Source organism: Aeromonas sp. PS2Canimalfood6 (genome assembly GCF_048276795.1).
Taxonomy (GTDB): domain Bacteria; phylum Pseudomonadota; class Gammaproteobacteria; order Enterobacterales; family Aeromonadaceae; genus Aeromonas; species Aeromonas caviae.
Genome location: NZ_JBLUXC010000025.1, coordinates 34,605 through 54,590, shown reverse-complemented (window position 1 = coordinate 54,590; position 19,986 = coordinate 34,605). Strand labels below are relative to the sequence as shown.

Sequence of the window (19,986 nt, the reverse complement as noted above, 5' to 3'; positions counted from 1 at the left end):
AGGCGTGGTGCAATCAGGCCGCCCGATGAAGCAGGAACCCGGTACTGCGCGAGCAGCTATCACCCAGTAATGGGAATCCCCCTCCTGTGACGCGAAGCGCTAAGGTGGGGGAGGATGTCAATTCCCTCAACTACACCTCCGGCACCACGGGGAACCCCAAGGGGGTGGTCTATCACCATCGCGGCGCCCACCTCAATGCGGTCAACAATGCCCTCTCCTGGGAGCTGCCCAAGCACCCGGTCTACCTCTGGACCCTGCCGATGTTCCACTGCAACGGCTGGTGCTTCCCCTGGACCCTGGCGGCCACCGCCGGGGTGAGCGTCTGTCTGCGCCACGTGCAGGCGGCGGCCATCTACGGGGCGCTGCGCGAACACAAGGTGAGCCATTTCTGCGCCGCCCCCATCGTGCTCAATATGCTCAACAATGCCGATCCGGCCCTCAAGCAGGGACTCGACCACCCCGTCAAGGCGATGACGGCGGGGGCTGCGCCGCCCGCCACCGTGATCGCCGGCATGGAGGCCATGGGGATCGCCGTGACCCATGTCTATGGCCTCACCAAAACCTATGGCCCCTGCGTGGTGTGCGAGCCGCAAAGACGCTGGCAGGGGCAGGATGCCACCACCCTCTCCCGTCTCAAGGCGCGCCAGGGGGTGGCCTCCCCCCTGCAAGGGGAGATGCGGGTCATCAACCCCGTCAGCGGCGAGCCGGTCCCCATGGATGGCAAAACCCTGGGAGAGATAGTGCTGCGGGGCAACATCGTCATGAAGGGCTACCTCAAGAACCCGTCGGCGAGCGAGGAGGCGATGGCACAGGGATGGTTTCGAAGCGGGGATCTCGCGGTCTGGCACCCGGACGGCTATGTGGAGATCAAGGACAGATCCAAGGACATCATCATCTCCGGCGGGGAGAACATTTCCAGCCTGGAGGTGGAGGACGTGCTCTATCGCCACCCCGATGTGGAAGAAGCCGCGGTGATCGCCATGCCGGACGAGACCTGGGGGGAGGTGCCCTGCGCCTTCGTCAAGCTCAAGGAGGGGCGCGAGCTCACCCAGGCCGAGCTCATTGCGTTCTGCCGCGAGCAGATGGCCCACTTCAAGGCCCCCAAGCACATCATCTTCACCCCGCTGCCCAAGACCTCCACCGGCAAGGTGCAAAAATTCATGCTGCGCAAGCAGTTGGCGTGACGACAAAGGCGCCGCGCCATCAACGGGCCTGCGGGCCCGTTTTGTGTTGCGCGATGCAAAGAAGCAGGGCCTCGCCGGTAGCGGTCGCCAGCCAACAAGACGTGCCTTTCGAGCCCGTCCCGGCTTACCATGGCCGCCATGTCCCGCCAGCCTGAGGATGCCTGTGAGAAAATCGGACCGTCTGTTTCAACTGACCAACCTGCTGCGGGCGCATCAACCCCTGACCGCCCGGGAGCTGGCGACGCGCCTGTGCGTGTCGGAGCGCACCATCTACCGCTATATCGACGATCTCTCTTTGGCGGGCATTCCGGTTTACGGGGAAGCCGGGCTGGGCTATCGGCTGAGCGAGGGGTTCGAAATGGCACCGTTGCAACTGAGTGCGACCGAGCTGGAGGCCCTCATCACCGGGGTGAACCTGGTGGCGGTGCTGACGGGCAAGGGGATGGCCGATCCGGCCCGCGCCCTGCTCGCCAAGATTGAGGCGGCCCTGCCCGCCAAGGAGGCTCGGGCACCTCGCGTCCCCGTGGTGCGGGTGCCTGACTATTCCACGGCGCAGCCTGCATACGCTCGCTGGGACAGGTTGCACGACGCCATCACGGCCGGTCACTGGCTGCACATTGGCTACCGGGATGCCAGCGCCAGCAGGACGGAACGCCAGCTCTTTCCCCTCGGGCTCTTCTACTGGGGCGGATGCTGGACGCTCGGCGCCTGGTGTGCGCTGCGCCGGGCCTACCGGGATTTCAGGGTGGATCGCATCGACACCCTGGCGCCGTGCCGTCAGGGGGAAGGGGCGCCCCCTGGCGCGACCCTGGCCGATTACCTTGCCCTGCGCCAGTCGGATGCGTTTCCCCCTGGGCGCAGTGGCGCCGAAAAAGTCATTCAGGACTGACACAAGGCTGTCAGTAGCCCTTCGTTATGCTGGGTTCTCCAGACCATCCACAACGGAGAAAACGAGATGATCATCAAGGGTGACATGCAACAGGCAGGGGGCGTCGAATTTGCCACCTTCAGGCTCAGGGAAGGGGTGACGGAGGCGGATTTGCTCGCCCTGTCACGGCGGGTCGAGTCCGAGTTTCTTCTTCAGCAATCCGAGCTCATCATGCACTGCCTGCTGCGCGGCGCCGACGGCCTCTATGCCGATGTGGTGATGGCCCCCAGCCAGTCGCTGGTGGAAGCCTATTGCCAGCAGTGGCTGCACAACGACGTGGCAGGGGAGTACCTGACCCTGCTTGACCATCACTCGGTCAACATGAGCTTCTGGACCCGTATCGGCTGAGGGCGGCGCGGGGCCTGCCATCCCCCGGCGAGGGGGCAATCATGAAATGAAACGGGCCCACAGGGCCCGTTTTGTTGAACAGAATTCAATAATTACTTGGTGTGGCGCTCATGCAGGCGCTGCACCACATCCTTCAAACCCAAGCCTTCGTTTTGCAGCAAGACTGTCAGGTGGTAGAGCAGGTCAGCGGATTCGTTGATGAGCTCTTCCCTGTCTTTCGCCATGGCGGCCAGGGCCACTTCCACCCCCTCTTCACCCACCTTCTGGGCGATGCGCTTGGTGCCTTTGCCATAGAGGCTGGCGGTGTAGCTGGTGGCGGGATCTGCCCCTTTGCGTGATGCCAGGATCTGTTCGAGCTCGGCCAGGAAGCCGAGCGGCGGCACGGGGTGGCCGTCGAAGCAGGAGGGGTTGCCCAGATGGCAGGTGGGGCCGACCGGGTCGGCGGCAATGAGCAGGGAGTCCTGATCGCAGTCGGTGGTGATGGCGACGAGCTTGAGCACATGACCCGAGCTCTCGCCCTTGGTCCACAGGCGCTGCTTGCTGCGGCTGAAGAAGGTGACCTGGCCGGTGGTCTGGGTCTTTTCCAGCGCCTCGCGGGTCATGAAGCCCTGCATCAGCACTTCGCCGCTGAGGGAATGCTGGACGATGGCGGGGATCATGCCCTCACACTTGGCCCAGTCCAGGCGCTCGGCCAGCGGCAATGCATTGTCTACTGCTTGATTATTCACGGATGGCGACTCCTTCGTTTTTCAGCCAGCGTTTTAATTCGGGAATGGGAATGAGGCCCTTGTGGAACACGGAGGCGGCCAGCGCCCCGTCCACGTCGGCCAGGGTAAAGGCATCGCGAAAGTGCTCCATGGCCCCGGCGCCGCCGGAGGCGATGAGGGGCACCTTGCACACGGCGCGCACCAGCTTGAGCTGCTCAAGGTCGTACCCCTGACGCATGCCGTCCTGGTTCATCACGTTGAGCACTATCTCTCCCGCGCCCCGGCGCTGCACTTCCTGTACCCACTCCAGGGTGGTCCAGGTGGTGGTGCGGGTGCGGCTCTCGTCGCCGGTAAACTGTTTGACCTGATATTGACCGAGGGCGGCATCGAAGTAGGAGTCGATACCCACCACCACGCACTGCACGCCGAAGCGCTCGGCGAGCCGGGTGATCAGGGTGGGATCGGCCAGGGCGGGGGAGTTGATGGAGACCTTGTCGGCACCGAATTCCAGGATCTGGCGGGCATCCTCCACGCTTTTGATGCCGCCGGCGACGCAGAAGGGGATGTCGATGACTTCCGCCACCCGGCTTACCCAGCTCTTGTCCACTACCCGTTCGTCGCTCGAGGCGGTGATGTCATAGAAGACCAGCTCATCGGCGCCCTCGGCGGCGTAGCGGCGGGCGAGGTCGACAATGCCGCCCATCACCTCGTGGTTGCGAAACTGCACGCCCTTGACCACCACGCCATCTTTGACGTCGAGACAGGGGATAATACGCTTTGACAACATGCTCATTGCTCCATGTAAAGCACGGTTAAAGAAACGTCGTTCTGCCGCCGGCGTTGGCCCGGGCGGCGGACGGGAACACGGTTGGCATGCCTTGAACGGGGGCCCATGAAGGGAGAAACGACAGGCCCGGCAGGCCGTCTCGTCGCCTCTGGGCACCCCACTATATGCATGACTTCATTCAGTGATTCAACCCTTTGTCGCCCTTGACCTGCCCCGGATGGCAGGCTGGCGCCTCGGGGAGGGGAGCCCGATCGTCCGGGTGGGTCTCGTCCGTTGCCATATGCTGGCGCAGGGTGAGCAGGGCGGCATCAAAATCAAACGCCTTCAGTTGCCTGGTCAGGGTGTCGCTGCGAGACCCCAGCATGAGGCGAAGGGGACCGGAATACTGCTCGTAGAGGGGGATCACGGCGGTGTCGCTTTGCACCAGCAGGGCTTCCATCTGGCCCAGCAGTTGCTGGCGCCACTGATCCCCCAGAGGCACCAGATCGGTGGTCGGGGCGGCGAGATCGTCCCCGAGCAGAGCGCAAAGGGCGGCGATCTCTTCATCGATGGATGACATGAGTCCGGTGGGCTCAGTGTTGCCGTCCGCGATGGCCTGCTCCAGGGCCAGGCAGTGGCGCGACAGCTCATGTGCCCCCAGGGTGCTCGCCACGCCGCGCAGGCTATGGACCATGCGGGTTGCATCGCTGTGCTCCCCGGCCTGCAAGTGGCGGTGCAGCCGGGTCATGTCCTGGCCATGCTCATGGATGAAGTCGCGAAGCAGGGCCAGGTATTTCTCCTGATTGCCGTTGAGGGCCGCCAGCCCCTGGTCGAGATCCAGACCCGGGTGTGCCTGCAGGCGGGCAAGGGGGCCTGTCACGGGATGGCGAGTGCTGTCGTCCGGGGCAAGCTCGGGGACCTTGCCTTGGGGCAGCCAGCGCTGCAGGGCTTCAAACAGCTTGGCGGGGGTGACGGGCTTGGCAATGAAATCGTTCATGCCGGCCGATGCGCTCGCCTTTCTGTCCTCCTCGAAGGCGCTGGCGGTGAGCGCCAGGATGGGCAGCCTGTCCATGCCGGGCAGGGCCCGGATGGCGCGGGTGGCGCTGTAGCCATCCATCACTGGCATCTGTATGTCCATCAGGATGAGGTCGAAGGGGTGCTGGCTGACGAGGGCCAGGGCCTCCTGGCCGTTGACGGCCGTCTCGATGACGAGGCCGCTGTGGCACAGGAGCTCGAGCACCACTTCCCGGTTGATGGCGTTGTCTTCCACCAGCAGGATCCGGGCGTGGCGAGGGAAGCTGAAGGCCTGTTGGTTCCCCTGCTCGGACGGGGTCCGGGAAGGAGCGTCCTCTTTTGCCTTGAACAGCCTGGCGGTAAACCAGAAGCAGCTTCCCTGGCCTGGCTCGCTGGTGACTCCGACCTCACCCCCCATCAGGGCGGCGATCCGGCTGGTGATTGCAAGGCCAGTGCCGCCATATCTGCGAGTGGTGGAGACATCCGCCTGTTCGAACGCCTGGAACAGCTTCTCGCGCTGCGCAGGGGTGATGCCGATGCCGGTATCTTCCACCTCGAAGCGCAGCAGGTAGCCGGTGGTGAGGGGGCGGGCCAGCCTGACGCGCAGGGTGACGGTTCCCTGCTCGGTGAACTTGATGGCGTTGGTCGCATAGTTGAGCAGGGCCTGGCGCAGGCGGGTGATGTCGCCGTGCACCCAGGCGGGGGTATCGCCGATGTCCGTCACTATGGTGAGCCCCTTGGCCCTGGCCTGGTCGTTCATCAGGGCGCGGACGTTGTCCAGCATGGCGGTGAGGGTGAAATCGGTCAGCTCCAGCGTCATCTTGCCCGCATCGATCTTGGAGAGATCCAGGATGTCGTTGAGGATGCTGAGCAGGTGCTGGGCGGCAGTGTCTATCTTGGTCAGCCGTTCGAGGTCGGTGGGATCCCGGGTGTCGCGCTTGAGCAGATAGGTGAGCCCCAGGATGGCATTCATGGGGGTGCGGATCTCGTGGCTCATGTTGGCAAGGAAGGCGCTCTTGGCGTGGTTGGCACTTTCGGCCCGCTGGTGGGCCTGGGCCAGCTGCCGGGTGCGCTCGTTGACCATCTCCTCCAGGTGGTAGCGATACTGGTCCAGCTCCTCGCCGAGCTGTTTCTTCTCGGTGATGTCGGCCTGGACCGTGACGTAGTGGGTGATTTCACCGCTCTCCTGGCGGATCGGCGACACCGTGGCCAGCACCTGGTAGTGGGAGCCATCCTTGCGCTGGTTGATGAATTCGCCATGCCAGCGCTGGCCGTGGTTGATGGCATCCCACAGGGCGACATAGCTGGCATCCGGGGTGAGGCCAGAGCGCAGCAGGGACGGGGTCCGGCCTATCACCTCGTGCTGCTGGTAACCGCTGGCGGCGAGGAAGGCGGGGTTGACGTACTCGATGCGCGCCCGGGTGTCGGTGATGAAGACGCCGTCAGGGCTCTGTTCGAGGGCCAGGGACAACTGGCGCAACTGCTGCTCGGCCAGCTTGCTCTGGGTGATGTCCAGATGGATGCCAAGGAGGCGCACGGGTCGCTGCTGGGCGTCCCGATAGACGCTCCCTTTGCTCACCAGCCAGCGGATGCCGCCATCTGGCAGCAGGATCCTGAACTCCAGCTCGACGGGGGCGCCGCTGACCGCCCGCTCCGCCAGCAACTGCTCGATGTGCGGCCTGTCATCCGGATGCAGGCAGGCTTGCCAGGCGGCCAGCTCGCCGAGCGCCTCGGCACTGCGGCCATAGAGGCGGGCGCATTCCGGCGAGAAGAAGAGACGGTTGCTGACCATGTCCCATTCCCAGATGCCGACATGGGCCCCTTCCTGGGCCATCAGCAGGCGCTGTTCGCTCTCGCGCAGGGCGCTGCTGACGGTTTCGGCGCGCACCCGTGCACTGATGGCGTCGTCCATCAGGTTCAGGGCTGCGAGGCGAGCACGACGCTGGGTATCGAGCGCCATCTGCTGATTGTGTTGCAGGCACTGCTCCGCGAGCTTGCGCTCCGTGATGTCCTGCACGGTGCCGTAGAGCTCGAGTATGGTGCCATCCCTGTCCCTGAGCGCCGCCCCACGGGCAATGACCCAGGCGGTCTCCCCCTGCTCCGTGATCACTTCGGCATCGCACTCGTAGGGCTGCCCGTCCAGCCTGCAGCGCTCGACGGCCTGGGCCACCGTGTGCCACCCCTCCTGGGTGAAGTATTTTCTGACCTCGGGATAGACGGCGGGGGGGAGTGCCGGATCCCGGCCATAGATGCGATAGATCTCCGGTGACCAGAAGTGGCTGTCATCGGCCACGCGCCAGCGCCAGTTCCCTATCTTGGCGAGACGCTGGGACTCGCGCAGTATGGCTTCATTGCGGCGCAGCGCCTCCTCGGTCTCCTTGTTCTGCCGGTTGTCCTCGATGATGGAGATGAAGTAGTCGGGATTGCCTTCGGCGTCGCGCACCAGGGCCACCGTCAGAGTGGTCCAGATGATCTCGCCCCCCTTGTGCAGGTAGCGCTTCTCCAGGGTGTAGTGGGGGATAGTTCCCGCCAGCATCCGGGCCACATGGGCCTCATCGAGGTAGAGATCGTCCGGGTGGGTCAACTGCTGGAATGTCATCCCGGTGAGCTCGTCGGCCCGGTAGCCCAGGATGTGGCACAGTCGCTGATTGACACGCAGCCAGTGTCCATCGGGGGAGACCAGGGCGATGCCGACCGCCGCCTGTTCGAAGGTGACCTGGAAGCGGTTCTCGCTCTGCTGCAACTGGTTCTGGGTGTTCATCAGCTCCTGCCAGCGCAGGACCTCTCTGGCCCGGGCGCGATGAAAGGCGGCACTGAGCACGCTGATGAGCAGACCGTTGGCGATGAGCAGGCACCATTGCACCAGATCCTGGCCAGCCTCGACACTCAGTGAATAAATGGGGGGGAGCATGAAATAGCTGGTGACCAGGGCGGTGATCAGGGTGCAGAGCAGACCTGGCAACAAGCCCCCCAACAGGGCGCAAACGATGATGGGCAGCATGAAGAGAACCAGCTGCGGTCGCTCGCCAAATGCGATGGGCAGCTGGACCCGGATTTGCAACATCAGAACGGGCAGCAGCACGGCCAGCAGGGAGATCCCCCAGCGCTGGGTGGAGGGGCGCACATGCCACAGGGGTGACCAGCTCATCATGGGAGATCCTCCGGTGGCATGGGGGCCTGGGGATAGGGGGGCGGCACTCCGAGCTGACGGGAGAGCCCGTTGATCTGGTGCTTGAGGGCCAGCATGGCGAGTTCCCTGTCCACCATCACCTTGTTGAACCGCTCCAGCTCATGGTTCTGCTGGCGCAGCTCGCTGGCCTGGCGGGTCAGGGCCTGTTCAACCTGCTCCCGTTCGGTGACATCGAGCAGAATGCCGATGATGGCGGGCTGGCCGAGGTAGTCGACGCGCCGCCCGTACAGCTCGACCTCCAGGGATTCCCCGTGCTGATGCAGGGCACTGAAGCGGGTGTGGATATCGCGCGCGTCCTGCTCGCACGCGTGCACCAGCTCGGCGACCCGGGTGCTGTCCTTGGGAGCAGCAAGGGCGTGTAACTGGCCAACGGCGATCAGCGCCCCCGGGGTGTCATAGCCAAACAGTCGGGCAAAACAGGGGTTGATGTAGCAGAGCCGACCCTGCTGGATGATGTAGATCCCGGCAAGGGATTGCTCCACCAGGGCACGGAACAGCCCCTCCCGCTCTCGCAAGTCGGCCTCGGCCCGTTTGAAGTTCGTGATGTCCCGAGAGATGCCGAAGATCCCGATCACCTGCCCCTCGCTGTCTTGCAAGGGACCCTTGGTTGCGAGAAACACATGCTCGCCATCGGGCAGGGTCAGGTACTCCTCCTCGGTCTGCACCCGGTTGCGCTCTATGACCTGGCGCCCGGATGCCATCAGCATCTGCGCCTGCTGCGGCGGGAAGAGCGTCAGATCATCCTGGCCCAGCACCTCGTCAACCGGCTTGCCGACAAACTGGCTGGCGGCCCGGTTGAAGAGGATGTATCTGCCCTCCTTGTTCTTGGCGAAGATGGCGTCTTCCGAGCTGTCGGCGATGGCGGAGAGCAGTTGCAACGCCTCCAGCCGCTGGGACTGGGAGTACTGGAGCTGTTCGGCCATCTGCAGCCGGGTGTGCTGGCGCAGCAGGATGATGCCGGCGTTGGTGACAAAGAGCACCAGCAGGCCGATGAGACCGATCCAGACGCTCTCCTTGAAAGTGGCCTGGTAGAGTTCCGCCTTGTCGATCTTGGCCAGCAGATACCAGTCCGTGTTCATGACCGGATAGACAACCCCGAAGACCTCGCTACCCCGGTAATCCTGGCCATAGAGTACCTGGGGCGTGCCGCGTTCGGCGAGCCGCAAATACTGGGCTGCCAGCAGGGTGGGGTGGGTGACGGGATAGTGCAGGGTGAGAGCCGGTTCCGGGCGATGGCGCAGGCTACTCAGATAGTGGACCTGATCCCCCTGCTGGCGAAAGAGTATGGCTTCTCCGCTGCTGTCTGGGACGGGCCAGGCCCCCAGGATCTGATCGAGCCAGCGATTTGCGCTTATCTGCATCACCAGCACGGGGGCAGGTCCTGCAGCGACCTCCAGATTGACCAGAAAGTCCAGCCTGGCGTGGCCGCGATCATCGAGATAGGGACCAAGACGCATGACGTTGCCCTGCTCGAGCCGTGTCAGGGCGTCACGCAACGTGGCATTCATGGTGTCGCCACCCGGGGTATGCCACAGGGGCTGTCCGGCAGGATTGAACACGGCCGCACCGTGAAATCCGCGTACCGAGATGAATTCGAGCAGCCTTGCCAGTGGTGGCGTGATCGCTTCGGGTGAGGATGGTGCTTGTCCGGGACGATAGAAATCAGTACTGCCCAGACCCTTTATGAGCTGGTGAATATCCTGCTCGTGGGTTCCGAGCCACTCGGTGACGCGCTGGCTCTTGAGATCCGCGATGGCTTCGAGACGAGCCACCTCCTTGTTGCGTGCCAGTTCGATGTTGCGGGCGATGGCCATGGCGGTCAGGGCCAAAATGAGCCCGTTGAGCAACAGGAAGGGGATCCATTGACGCCGCGTAAAGACAGGTGTGCTGCCGGTGGTGTCAATGCGACGACGCAGCATGGCATAAAGCATGAGGGCCGTGATGAGGATAAAGAGCCAGCCCTTGATGGTGCTTGCCATGGCGAACTGGGCAGGGGTGCTGAACAGCCACTCCACCGCCTTGTCGGAGAGCAGGATCCACAGGCTTGCCACGGCGGCATAGGTGAGCACGACGTTGAGCACATGTGCCCGGGTCAGAGGAGCCTCAGCCATCCACGGCCTCGCTGCCATCCTGGTAGCGTTCGGCAATGGTGACGAATGCGTCGAAATGGCGATCGAAGGCGGTCACGACATCGGGATCGAAATGGTGGCCGCTGCCGGAGAGGATGAGGGCGCGAGCCTCGTCGTAGCTCATGGCCGGCTTGTAGACCCTGGCGCAGATGAGGGCGTCAAACACGTCTGCCAGCGCCATCAGGCGAGCCGAGAGGGGGATGGCGTCCCCTTGCAAGCCGTCCGGGTAGCCGCTGCCATCCCACTTCTCGTGGTGCCAGTGGGCGATCTCCTTGGCCAGGGTGAGGAAGGCCAGGGGCTGCTCCATGTCCTGTTCGGCCTCCTCAATGGCATCGCTGCCGAGCTTGGCGTGGGTGCGCATGATCTGCCACTCCTCCGGAGTCAGCTTGCCCGGCTTGAGCAGGATGTGGTCGGGAATGCCCACCTTGCCGATATCATGAAGCGGTGCGGAGCGGCTCAGCAGGTCGATGTAACCCGGGGTCAGGGTATCGGCGAAACGGGGGTGATCAGCCAGGGCGCTGGCCAGCAGACGTACGTAGCCCTGGGTGCGCAGGATATGGTTGCCGGTTTCGGGGTCGCGGATCTCCGCCAGATGGGCGAGTGCGCGGATGGAGACCTGCTGGATCAGGTCGTTTTCCGCCATTCGCCGCGCGACCTCGGCTTCCAGCGCCGCATTCTGGTTTTGCAGGCCGTCACGGGCCTGCTTTGCCTCCAGCTGGGTACGCACCCGGGCCTGAACGACCACCGGCTTGATGGGCTTGGTGATGTAGTCGGCGGCGCCGAGGGAGAGGCCGAACTCCTCGCTTTGGGGGTCGGCGAGGGCGGTGAGCAGAACGACGGGAATACGGCTGCTGATCGGGGACTGACGCAATTGCCTGAGCACTTCATAACCATCCATGCCGGGCATCATCACATCCAGCAGGATGAGGTCAGGCTTTGGATCCGCGCTGACGATGCGCAGGCATTTTTCCCCGCTCTGTGCAGCCAGCACGCGGTAATGAGGCGAAAGCAATTCGGTCAGTACCATCAGATTTTCGGGTGAGTCGTCGACGATCAGGATGGTGGCGTTGTGAGGTGTCAACATATGTCTTCCATGACGCTATCCCTGTGAGGTCGAGTATAGAGCCAATTGCTGCCAAATCATAAGGTTCGCCCCCATCGGGGAGAAAGAGGCCTGCCCGGATGGGCAGGCTGTCTGATGCCGGAAAGGGGCGCGTCACGCAGCGCGGCCGTCACCCCAGCAGTGAATGGCTTCTGCCACGTCAAACTTGCCCTCCAGCAGGGCACGGCCGAGGATGATCCCCTTGACGCCGGTTCCCTTGAGCGCCTCGATATCCGCCAGACCGCCGATACCGCCGGACGCCTGGAAGCCGACGCTCGGGTAGCGGGCGCAGAGATCCCGGTAGAGTTCGACGTTGGTGCCCGCCAGGGTACCGTCCCGGCTGATGTCGGTGCAGAGCACATGCCTGAGTCCGGCGGGGAGGAAGCGCTCGATCAGCGCCTCGATGGAGATGCCGCTGTTCTCCTGCCAGCCAGCCACTGCGATGTGGCGGTTGCCCTGTTCATCGATGTTGACATCCAGGGCCAGCACGATGCGCTCGGGACCATATTTCTCCATCCAGCTGGCCACCAGATCCGGGGATTTGACGGCGGTGGAACCGATCACCACCCGGCTGGCGCCGGCCGCCAGCAAGTCGGCCACATCCTGTTCGCTGCGCACGCCGCCGCCGACCTGCACCGGTGCCTCGGTGGCGGACAGCAGCTGGGCGATGAGGGCCAACTGGCGGGCCTTGGCATCCTTGGCGCCGTCCAGATCCACCAGGTGCAGCTGCGCCGCCCCCTGGCTGACATAGCCATCGAAGCGGGCCTGCGGGTTGTCGCTGTAGGCGGTTTTCTGGCCGTAGTCGCCCTGGTAGAGGCGCACGACCTGACCGTTGATAAGGTCGATTGCGGGAATAATCATGCCTGTCATAGCTCCAGAAAGTTTTGCAGTAGGCGGGCACCGGCCGGGCCGGATCGCTCCGGGTGGAATTGGGCGCCAAAGAAGTTGTCCCGCCCGACGATGGCGGTAAAGGGCAGGCCGTAGTCGCAGGTCGCCAGGGTCGCGTCGGTCACCTCCAGCGCATAGGAGTGGACAAAGTAGAAGTAGCTGCCGCTGGGGATGCCTTTGAGTAGCGGGTGGGTCTCGTCGTGTTCAATCTGGTTCCAGCCCATGTGGGGCAGGCGCAGGTTGCCCACCTCCATCAGGCGGATCCTGCCAGGCACGATGCCGAGGCAGTCGATGAGCGCTCCTTCGCTGCCATCGGCGCTCATGTTCTCTTCCGAGGCCTGTGCCAGCATCTGCATGCCGAGGCAAAAACCGAGCAGCGGCTGCTTGGCGGCGCGAATGAGGGGCACCAGTTCCCGCTCATTGAGGTTCTTCATGGCGGCGATGGCAGTGCCGACGCCGGGCAGGATCAGCTTGTCGGCCTGCTCGATGTCGGCGGCCTTGCAGCTCACCCTGGGCTGCACGCCGAGGCGCTCGAACGCCATGCGCACCGAGGCGAGATTGGCGCAGCCGGTGTCGATGATGACCAGGTTCTGTTTCCCCATCACAGCACCCCCTTGCTGGAGGGAAGCTCGCTCCCTTCCACGCGAATGGCCTGGCGCAGGGCGCGGCCAAAGCCTTTGAACAGCGCTTCCACCTGGTGGTGGGTGTTGCCGCTGCCCACCTTCATCTGCAAGGTGATGGCCATGGCGTCAGAGAGGGAGCGGAAGAAGTGGGGCACCATCTCGGTGGCCATCTCTCCCACGCTGTCGCGACCAAAGCCGCTCGGGCAGTCGAACACGAAGTAGGGACGGCCGCTCAGATCCAGCGCCGTGGCCACGTCCAGCTCGGTCAGCGAGGTGTTGTCAGCCTCCTGGCGGGGACGCCCGTCGATCACCGCCTGCACCTCGTCCATCGCCAGCACGAAGCCGAAGCGGCCGATGCCGCGCTTGTTGCCAAGGGCCTGGCGCAGGGCTTGACCCAGCGCCAATCCCACATCTTCCACCGTGTGGTGATCGTCGATGTGCAGATCGCCGCTCACTTTGAGCTTGAGGCGAAAGCCCGCGTGGGTCGCTATCTGATCCAGCATGTGATCGAAGAAGCCGATGCCGGTGGCGATCTGGTTGCCACCGCTCTTGTCGAGATCCACCGCCACCTGGATGCGGGTCTCCTTGGTGTAGCGCTCCACCTCGGCCACGCGCCCCTTGGAGAGCAACTGATCACGAATGGCATTCCAGCCGTGATCTTGCGGGTGGTAGCGTATGCCGCGGATGCCCATGTTCTCGGCAAGCTGGATGTCGGTCTGTCTGTCGCCAATCACGAAGGAGTTGGCAAAGTCGATGCGGCCCGAGGCGAGATACTCCTTCACCAGCCCAAGGTGAGGCTTGCGGCAGCTGCAACCGTCGGTGGGGAAGTGGGGACAGATCAGCACTTGCTCCCAGGTGACGCCCTGGGATTCGAAGAGGTGCATCATCAGGTCGTGAGGCGGCTGGAAGTGTTCAAGGGGCAGGCTGGCGGTGCCGAGCCCATCCTGGTTGGTCACCATCACCAGCACGTAGCCGGCGGCCTGGAGCTCACGCAGCACAGGTATCACCATGGGCTCGAAGCGCAGCTTCGCAAGGCTGTCCACCTGCTTGTCGGTGACCGGCTCCTCGATCAGGGTGCCGTCACGGTCGATAAACAAAAACGGGGTTTTCATCGCTACATCCTTGCTTGTCTTACAGAGAGGGTGGGGGCAGGTCACGCAGCACGGCCAGCACGGCGTCCATTTCGCCCTGATAGCCGATGGTGATGCGGATACTGTTGTCAAGGCCTGGCTTGCTGGAGAAATCACGCAAGATGATGCCGGCGGCCTTCATGGCGGCGAACACGGCGACGCCATCTTTGAAGCGCACCAGCACGAAGTTGCCCTTGTCCTCGAACACTTCCTTGACGCAGGACAGACGAAGCAGCTCCGCTTTGATGAGCGCCTTTTGCTTGTTGAGTTCCAGCACCCGCTCCTGCATTAGCTCCAGCCCCATGGGAGAGAGCGCTTGGGCGGCAATCTGGGCGATGGGGTCGGGAATGGGGTAGGGCGCGATCACCTTGGCCAGCATGGCAATCACCTCGGGATCCCCTAAGGTAAAGCCGCAGCGGATCCCCGCCAGGGCGAAGGCCTTGGAGAGGGTGCGGGTCACCACCAGGTTCGGGTATTGGGCGAGCAGGTCCACCACGGAGGCCTCCGGGCAGAACTCGATGTAGGCCTCGTCCACGACGATGATGGCGCGGTCCCGGGCCTTCTCCAGCAGGGCGACGAGTCCCTTGCGGCCCACCAGATCCCCGGTGGGATTGTTGGGGGAGCAGAGGAACACCAGCTTCACGTCAGAGAGGCGATCGGCGATGGCGGGCCAGTCCGGCTGACGGCTGGCGGTCAATGGCTGCTCGACAATCCCCACGCCACAGGTCTCGGCGCTGATGGCGTACATGCCGTAGGTGGGTGGGCAGATGAGGATCTGATCTTCCCCTGCCTCGCAGAAGGTGCGGATCAGCAGCTCGATGGCCTCGTCGGCACCGCGGCTTACCAGCACCTGATCCGGATTGACCCCGGCGTAGGCGGCATAGCCATTCACCACCTCGGCCGGCTGGCACTCGGGATAGCGGTTGAGGCGGCTCCCCTCGACGGTGAAGGGGTAGGCCAGGGGGGCCTCGTTGGCATTGAGCCAGACGTGGCCCTGGCCGCCGATGCGGCGCGCGGACTGGTAGGGAGTGAGAGCCCGCACAACGCGACGGGCCAGATTGACGATGCTCATGACAAATCCTTCTGCTGTGCTGTTTGTTGGGGCTCGGCGGCCAGGGCGTTCAACCTGAGGGTGACGGCATGCTTGTGGGCATCGAGCCCCTCGGCCTGGGCGATGCGCTGGACGATGGGGCCAAGGCCGCGAATGCCGTCTGCAGTGAGCTCTTGAACCGTGTAGCGGCGCTGATAGTCGGCAAGCCCCAAGCTCGAGCAGGTGCGGGCATAGCCGTAGGTGGGCAGGGTGTGGTTGGTGCCGCTGGCGTAATCACCGACCGACTCCGGTGTCCATGCCCCGAGGAAGATGGAGCCCGCGTTCTCGAGCTTGTCCAGCAGATCCCGGGGGGCCCGGGTCTGCACGATGAGGTGTTCCGGGGCATAGGCGTTGGAGATGGTGCAGGCCTCCTCCAGGTTGTCGCAGAGGATCACCAGGCTTGCCTTCAGGGCTTGCTCGGCGATGTCGCGGCGGCTGAGGTCGGCGAGCTGCGCCTGGAGCTCGCTGCCGATGGCATCGGCCAGGGAAGCGGAGGTGGTGACCAGCACCACCTGGCTGTCGGGGCCGTGCTCGGCCTGGGAGAGCAGATCCGATGCCACGAAGGCCGGGCTCGCGCTCTCGTCTGCGATCACCAGCACCTCGGAGGGGCCGGCGGGCATGTCGATGGCGGCGCCCCGCCAGTCACGGGAAACCTGCCCCTTGGCTTCGGTCACATAGGCGTTGCCCGGGCCGAAGATCTTGTCCACCTTGGGGATGGTCTGCGTGCCATAGGCCATGGCCGCGATGGCTTGGGCGCCGCCGATGGCGAACACCTGGCGAACGCCACAGGCGCGGGCGGCAAACAGGATCTCGTCGCTCGCCGGAGACGGGGTGCAGAGCACCACCTCACGGCAACCGGCCAGGCTTGCCGGAATGGCCAGCATCATCACGGTGGAGGGGAGCGGCGCGCTGCCTCCCGGGACATAGAGGCCGACCCGGCTGATGGGTTGGGTGCGCAGCTCGCACAGTACCCCGGGTTGGGTTTCGACTCGGACGACGGGCTGTACCTGGGCGGCGTGGAAGGTACGGATATTGGCGATGGCGGCCTCGATGGCACCCTTGATGTCATCACCGAGTCGAGCGCAGGCGGCATCCACTTCCGCGTCGCTCACCCGAAGCTGTTCGCGAGGCGCGCGTTCGAAACGCTGGCTCAGCTCGCGCAGGGCCTCATCGCCCCGGCTGCGTACCGCAGTAATGATGTCTCGCACCACGGTACCGATGTCGGCTTCGTCGCCAAGGGCGGGCCGGGTCAGGACCTCGGCTTGCCGGGCGGGGGAGAGGGTCTTCCAGATCAGGGTCTGCATGATGTGTCTTCCTTATTCCATCTCTCTCGGCTTATTCCATCATCTTTTCAATGGGCAGCACCAGGATGGAGCTGGCACCCAGGGCCTTGAGCTGTTCCATGGTCTCCCAGAACAGGGTTTCGCTGGAGACGACGTGCAGGGCCACCTGGTTGGTGTCACCGGCGAGCTGCATGATGGTGGGACGCTCCGCCCCCGGCAGCAGATCGGTGATGGCATCGAGCTTGTCTTTGGGGGCGTGCAGCATGATGTATTTGCTTTCGCGCGCCTGCTGCATCCCCTGGATGCGGGGCAGCAGGGTGTCGATGAGTTTCTGCTTGGCATCGTTCAGGGGGTTGGGAGCCTGCACCAGGACGGCCTTGGAGCGGTAGATCACCTCGACCTCTTTCAGGCCGTTGGCTTCCAGGGTTGCGCCGGTGGAGACCAGATCGCAGATGGCATCGGCCAGACCCGCGCGGGGGGCTACTTCCACCGAGCCGCCCAGCATCACGCTCTTGAAGCCCAGGCCCTTCTCGTCGAAGAAGCGCTTGAGCAGACCGGGGTAGGAGGTGGCGATGCGCTTGCCGGCCAGGCTCTGTGGCCCTGTGTAGTTGACATCGTCCGGCACCGCCAGAGAGAGGCGGCAGCCGCCGAAGTCGAGCTGCTTGAGGGTCTTCACCGCAAAGGGCTGCCCCTGGGCTGCGCGGATGAGCTGCACCTCTTCGAGAACGTTCTCGCCGATGATGCCAAGATCGACCACCCCTTCCATCACCAGACCCGGGATGTCGTCATCACGCACTCGCAGAATGTCGATGGGCATGTTCTCGACATGGGCGATGAGGCGCTGTTCCCGCAGGTTGATCTTGAGGCCGCAGCTCTTGAAGAGGGCCTGGGAATCCTGGCTCAGACGACCGGACTTTTGCATGGCGATGCGCAGACGTTGTGTTTCCATTGCTCGATTTCCTTCTAGTCAAAAACGAAAAAACCCTCGGAAGTATGTGCTTCCGAGGGTTTATGAATCTTGCGGTCCTTTTGGAAGTCACCAGTTAAGTGTCTTCCAGCAGTCAACCTCCTGAAAGACTATTCGGGATGATGATGGTGATGATGAGTCTTCAGGGTGGTGAACTTCATGATGTAATCAATCCTTTACAAATCAGATGCCGTTGTTGACGCCCGGTTTAAACTACCTGCCTTGACAGAAAAAGCAACCGAAAAATGTGATCCGGACGATTAAAGTTGAGAAAACGGTTTTCTGGTCGATAACTAGACAATGAGATGCCAAAGGAGGCGACATCATGCCCAGCCAGGACCTGCTATTTCCCATCCTGCCCCGCGCACCCTCGACACCGAGCCCGGATGACATCAAGCGGGAGGTGACCCAGATCAGCCAGAAACATCAGCTGCGCAAGATAGGCACCGACAATGGCGGAGGTGGCCAGCATCACCAGCAGAGAGAGCAGCCGCCAAAGCCTGATCAACCAGCGGTGCAGGATGATGATCACAAACCGGATCCGGACCACCGGATTGATCTCTTCGTCTGAACGCATTATCAGTCCCGCTTTTTCCGCGCTTTTGGCATAATGCCCGCTTTTGCAGCGGGACATGCCTTTGACCATCATCCAGACCCTGTTCAAGCCAGACGGCCCCCTGGCCCGCCATATTGACGGCTTCAAGGCCCGTGCCCCGCAACTGGAGATGGCCGAGGCGGTGTCGCGCGCCATCAAGCAAGGTGGCCGCTTGCTGGTGGAGGCTGGAACGGGCACTGGCAAAACCTATGCCTATCTGGTGCCTGCGCTGGAATCCGGCAAGCGGGTGGTGATCAGTACCGGGTCCAAGAATCTGCAGGAGCAGCTCTTCTATCGGGATCTGCCCACCATCACGGGGGCGCTTCACTACACCCCGCCGGTGGCACTGCTCAAGGGGCGCAGCAATTACCTCTGCATCGAGCGGATGAACCGCCTGCTCGCCGAATCCCACCTGCAAAAGCCCGACGTGCTCAATGATCTGGTCAAGGTGAAGTCCTGGTCCACCACCACGGACAATGGCGATGTGGGGGACATTCCGGGGCTGCAGGAGAATGCCGAGATCCTCCCCCATGTCACCAGCACCAACGAGAACTGCCTGGGCCGCGACTGTCCCTACTATGACGACTGCCACCTGGTGGTGGCCCGCCGCCGCGCCATGGAGGCCCAGGTGGTGGTGATCAACCATCACCTCTTTTTCGCCGACATGGCGGTGAAAGACACCGGCTTTGGCGAGCTGGTGCCCGAGGCGCAGGTCTATGTGTTCGACGAGGCGCACCAACTGCCCGAGATCGCCAGCCACTACTTCGGCAAGTCGGTGGGCAGCCGCACCATCCAGGATCTGGCCCAGGACATCCAGTTGGCTTATCGGGCCGAGGCTCACGACATGGCCCAGCTCGGCAAGGCGGCGGACAGGCTCGCCATTGCCAGTCAGGATCTGCGCCTTGCCTTCGGCGTGGAGGGGGGGCGCGGCAACACCCGGGATCTGCTGAGACAATCCCTCTGGGCCCAGGCGCTGGCCCGCCTCAACGATGCCATCGGGCTCTGTTATGAAGTGCTGAAACTGGCGCTCGGGCGAGGGGAGCAGCTGGATCACTGCTTCGAGCGCATCAGTGAGCTGCGCACTCGCCTTGGGGAGGTGCTGGCGGTCAACCAGACCGGTTTCTCCTACTGGTATGACTGTTCGCGTCTGCACTTTACCCTCAATCTGACGCCGCTGTCGGTCGCCGAGCGCTTCGGTGCCGAGGTGCAGCGCCCCGAGGTGGCCTGGGTCTTCACCTCGGCCACCTTGACGGTGGACAATCGCTTCGCCCACTTCGTCGCCGAGATGGGGCTGGCCGGCAGCGCCGAACTCATTCTCGACAGTCCGTTCGATTACGCCGAGCAGGCGCGCCTGTGCGTACCCCGTTTCCTGCCAGAGCCCAATGCCTTCGGGCGCGGGGAGCAGCTAGCGACCCTGATGATCCCCCTCATCAACAAGACGCCGGGGGGGTGCTTCTTCCTCTGCACCAGCCATCAGGTGATGCGCCAGGTGGCCGAGGTGCTGCGCCGGGAAATCGGCCGCACCGTCCTGCTGCAAGGGGAAGACAACAAGCAGCGGCTGCTCAAGAGCTTCGTGGAGAACGGTCGGGCCGTGCTGGTGGCCACCAGCAGTTTCTGGGAAGGGATAGACGTGCGGGGGGCGGCATTGTCCTGTGTTATCATCGACAAGCTGCCCTTTGCGAGCCCGGACGATCCCCAGCTCAAGGCTCGGGTGGAGGATTGCAAGCTCAAGGGGGGAGATCCCTTTGCCGAGCTGCAGTTGCCCAAGGCGGTGATTGCCCTCAAGCAGGGGGTGGGGCGGCTCATCCGTGATCGCAGTGATCACGGCGTACTGGTTATTTGTGATCCCCGGGTGGTCAACAAGCCCTATGGCGCCACCTTCATCAAGAGTCTGCCTGCCATCCCACGGACCCGGGAGCTGGCGACCCTGGGAGAATTTTTCGGACCACGGGAGTGAGTCCGCCGCGCCGGGGCTGATTGCACCCGGCCATGCATGACGGCAGGCCTTGGCCATGCTGACGATTTAACTGACTGATGTGAAG

General features: G+C 63.6%; 16 protein-coding genes and 1 other annotated feature. Of the genes, 5 read left to right on the top strand and 11 right to left on the bottom strand.

Going from position 1 to position 19,986, the window contains the following annotated elements; all coding sequences use genetic code 11:
* The first annotated feature begins 86 nt into the window (after positions 1-86).
* The 3 genes from ACNPAA_RS12005 to ACNPAA_RS11995 all read left to right on the top strand — a co-directional run bounded on the left by ACNPAA_RS12005 (position 87) and on the right by ACNPAA_RS11995 (position 2,460).
* Complete coding sequence (locus ACNPAA_RS12005; protein WP_257710145.1) at positions 87-1,184, top strand: AMP-binding protein; 1,098 nt, start codon at positions 87-89, stop codon at positions 1,182-1,184.
* Positions 1,185-1,374: 190 nt separating this feature from the next.
* Positions 1,375-2,073, top strand: coding sequence for a helix-turn-helix transcriptional regulator (locus ACNPAA_RS12000; protein ID WP_181023102.1), 699 nt, complete (start codon positions 1,375-1,377; stop codon positions 2,071-2,073).
* Positions 2,074-2,139: 66 nt separating this feature from the next.
* Entirely contained in the window at positions 2,140-2,460 is a 321-nt protein-coding gene (locus ACNPAA_RS11995; RefSeq protein ID WP_143237504.1) for a hypothetical protein, read from the top strand.
* Positions 2,461-2,552: 92 nt separating this feature from the next.
* Here the strand turns inward: ACNPAA_RS11995 and hisIE are convergent, their stop codons facing one another.
* From hisIE to hisG, 11 genes are all read right to left on the bottom strand, one after another.
* Positions 2,553-3,188, bottom strand: a complete 636-nt coding sequence (gene hisIE, locus ACNPAA_RS11990; protein ID WP_029314506.1) for a bifunctional phosphoribosyl-AMP cyclohydrolase/phosphoribosyl-ATP diphosphatase HisIE — start codon at positions 3,186-3,188, stop codon at positions 2,553-2,555.
* Complete coding sequence (gene hisF, locus ACNPAA_RS11985; protein WP_042881382.1) at positions 3,181-3,954, bottom strand: imidazole glycerol phosphate synthase subunit HisF; 774 nt, start codon at positions 3,952-3,954, stop codon at positions 3,181-3,183. Before hisF ends, hisIE begins: the two co-directional genes overlap by 8 nt.
* Positions 3,955-4,132: 178 nt before the next feature.
* Positions 4,133-8,098, bottom strand: coding sequence for a PAS domain S-box protein (locus ACNPAA_RS11980; protein WP_319855266.1), 3,966 nt, complete (start codon positions 8,096-8,098; stop codon positions 4,133-4,135).
* Positions 8,095-10,248, bottom strand: coding sequence for a PAS domain S-box protein (locus ACNPAA_RS11975; protein WP_201871482.1), 2,154 nt, complete (start codon positions 10,246-10,248; stop codon positions 8,095-8,097). The genes ACNPAA_RS11980 and ACNPAA_RS11975 overlap by 4 nt, the downstream gene beginning before the upstream one ends.
* Positions 10,241-11,350: a response regulator gene (locus ACNPAA_RS11970; RefSeq protein ID WP_010674688.1), complete on the bottom strand. Its 1,110-nt coding sequence runs from the start codon at positions 11,348-11,350 to the stop codon at positions 10,241-10,243. The genes ACNPAA_RS11975 and ACNPAA_RS11970 overlap by 8 nt, the downstream gene beginning before the upstream one ends.
* Positions 11,351-11,482: 132 nt before the next feature.
* The gene (gene hisA / locus ACNPAA_RS11965) at positions 11,483-12,229 is read right to left on the bottom strand and encodes a 1-(5-phosphoribosyl)-5-[(5-phosphoribosylamino)methylideneamino]imidazole-4-carboxamide isomerase (protein ID WP_052815013.1); all 747 of its coding nucleotides are present in this window, start codon (positions 12,227-12,229) and stop codon (positions 11,483-11,485) included.
* 5 nt (positions 12,230-12,234) lie between these two features.
* Positions 12,235-12,858 (bottom strand): imidazole glycerol phosphate synthase subunit HisH, encoded by a 624-nt coding sequence (gene hisH / locus ACNPAA_RS11960; RefSeq protein ID WP_039039129.1) that lies wholly within the window; start codon positions 12,856-12,858, stop codon positions 12,235-12,237.
* Entirely contained in the window at positions 12,858-13,991 is a 1,134-nt protein-coding gene (gene hisB, locus ACNPAA_RS11955; protein ID WP_042881391.1) for a bifunctional histidinol-phosphatase/imidazoleglycerol-phosphate dehydratase HisB, read from the bottom strand. The genes hisH and hisB overlap by 1 nt, the downstream gene beginning before the upstream one ends.
* Positions 13,992-14,010: 19 nt before the next feature.
* A complete protein-coding gene (hisC, locus tag ACNPAA_RS11950; RefSeq protein ID WP_417891787.1) occupies positions 14,011-15,081 on the bottom strand; it encodes a histidinol-phosphate transaminase in 1,071 nt (356 codons plus the stop codon).
* Positions 15,078-16,403 (bottom strand): histidinol dehydrogenase, encoded by a 1,326-nt coding sequence (gene hisD, locus ACNPAA_RS11945; RefSeq protein ID WP_200164850.1) that lies wholly within the window; start codon positions 16,401-16,403, stop codon positions 15,078-15,080. Before hisD ends, hisC begins: the two co-directional genes overlap by 4 nt.
* A 31-nt stretch (positions 16,404-16,434) precedes the next feature.
* The gene (hisG, locus tag ACNPAA_RS11940; protein ID WP_200164851.1) at positions 16,435-17,331 is read right to left on the bottom strand and encodes an ATP phosphoribosyltransferase; all 897 of its coding nucleotides are present in this window, start codon (positions 17,329-17,331) and stop codon (positions 16,435-16,437) included.
* 28 nt (positions 17,332-17,359) lie between these two features.
* Positions 17,360-17,484 (bottom strand) — a sequence feature (His leader region).
* 190 nt (positions 17,485-17,674) lie between these two features.
* Here hisG and ACNPAA_RS11935 point away from each other — a divergent pair.
* Both ACNPAA_RS11935 and ACNPAA_RS11930 read left to right on the top strand, forming a co-directional pair.
* Positions 17,675-17,920 carry a hypothetical protein gene (locus ACNPAA_RS11935; RefSeq protein ID WP_010674695.1) on the top strand — a complete coding sequence of 82 codons (246 nt, stop codon included), beginning with the start codon at positions 17,675-17,677 and terminating at the stop codon, positions 17,918-17,920.
* 61 nt (positions 17,921-17,981) lie between these two features.
* A complete protein-coding gene (locus ACNPAA_RS11930; protein WP_201871480.1) occupies positions 17,982-19,901 on the top strand; it encodes an ATP-dependent DNA helicase in 1,920 nt (639 codons plus the stop codon).
* Positions 19,902-19,986: the final 85 nt, after the last annotated feature.

Excerpts from the sequence above, each read along its gene's own strand:
- ACNPAA_RS11995 (WP_143237504.1), top strand. The coding sequence starts at position 2,140 with ATGATCATCAAGGGTGACATGCAACAGGCAGGGGGCGTCGAATTTGCC.
- hisF (WP_042881382.1), bottom strand. The coding sequence starts at position 3,954 with ATGTTGTCAAAGCGTATTATCCCCTGTCTCGACGTCAAAGATGGCGTG.
- ACNPAA_RS11980 (WP_319855266.1), bottom strand. The coding sequence starts at position 8,098 with ATGATGAGCTGGTCACCCCTGTGGCATGTGCGCCCCTCCACCCAGCGC.
- ACNPAA_RS11975 (WP_201871482.1), bottom strand. The coding sequence starts at position 10,248 with ATGGCTGAGGCTCCTCTGACCCGGGCACATGTGCTCAACGTCGTGCTC.
- ACNPAA_RS11970 (WP_010674688.1), bottom strand. The coding sequence starts at position 11,350 with ATGTTGACACCTCACAACGCCACCATCCTGATCGTCGACGACTCACCC.
- hisA (WP_052815013.1), bottom strand. The coding sequence starts at position 12,229 with ATGATTATTCCCGCAATCGACCTTATCAACGGTCAGGTCGTGCGCCTC.
- hisH (WP_039039129.1), bottom strand. The coding sequence starts at position 12,858 with ATGGGGAAACAGAACCTGGTCATCATCGACACCGGCTGCGCCAATCTC.
- hisB (WP_042881391.1), bottom strand. The coding sequence starts at position 13,991 with ATGAAAACCCCGTTTTTGTTTATCGACCGTGACGGCACCCTGATCGAG.
- hisC (WP_417891787.1), bottom strand. The coding sequence starts at position 15,081 with ATGAGCATCGTCAATCTGGCCCGTCGCGTTGTGCGGGCTCTCACTCCC.
- hisD (WP_200164850.1), bottom strand. The coding sequence starts at position 16,403 with ATGCAGACCCTGATCTGGAAGACCCTCTCCCCCGCCCGGCAAGCCGAG.
- hisG (WP_200164851.1), bottom strand. The coding sequence starts at position 17,331 with ATGGAAACACAACGTCTGCGCATCGCCATGCAAAAGTCCGGTCGTCTG.
- ACNPAA_RS11935 (WP_010674695.1), top strand. The coding sequence starts at position 17,675 with ATGCCCAGCCAGGACCTGCTATTTCCCATCCTGCCCCGCGCACCCTCG.
- ACNPAA_RS11930 (WP_201871480.1), top strand. The coding sequence starts at position 17,982 with ATGCCTTTGACCATCATCCAGACCCTGTTCAAGCCAGACGGCCCCCTG.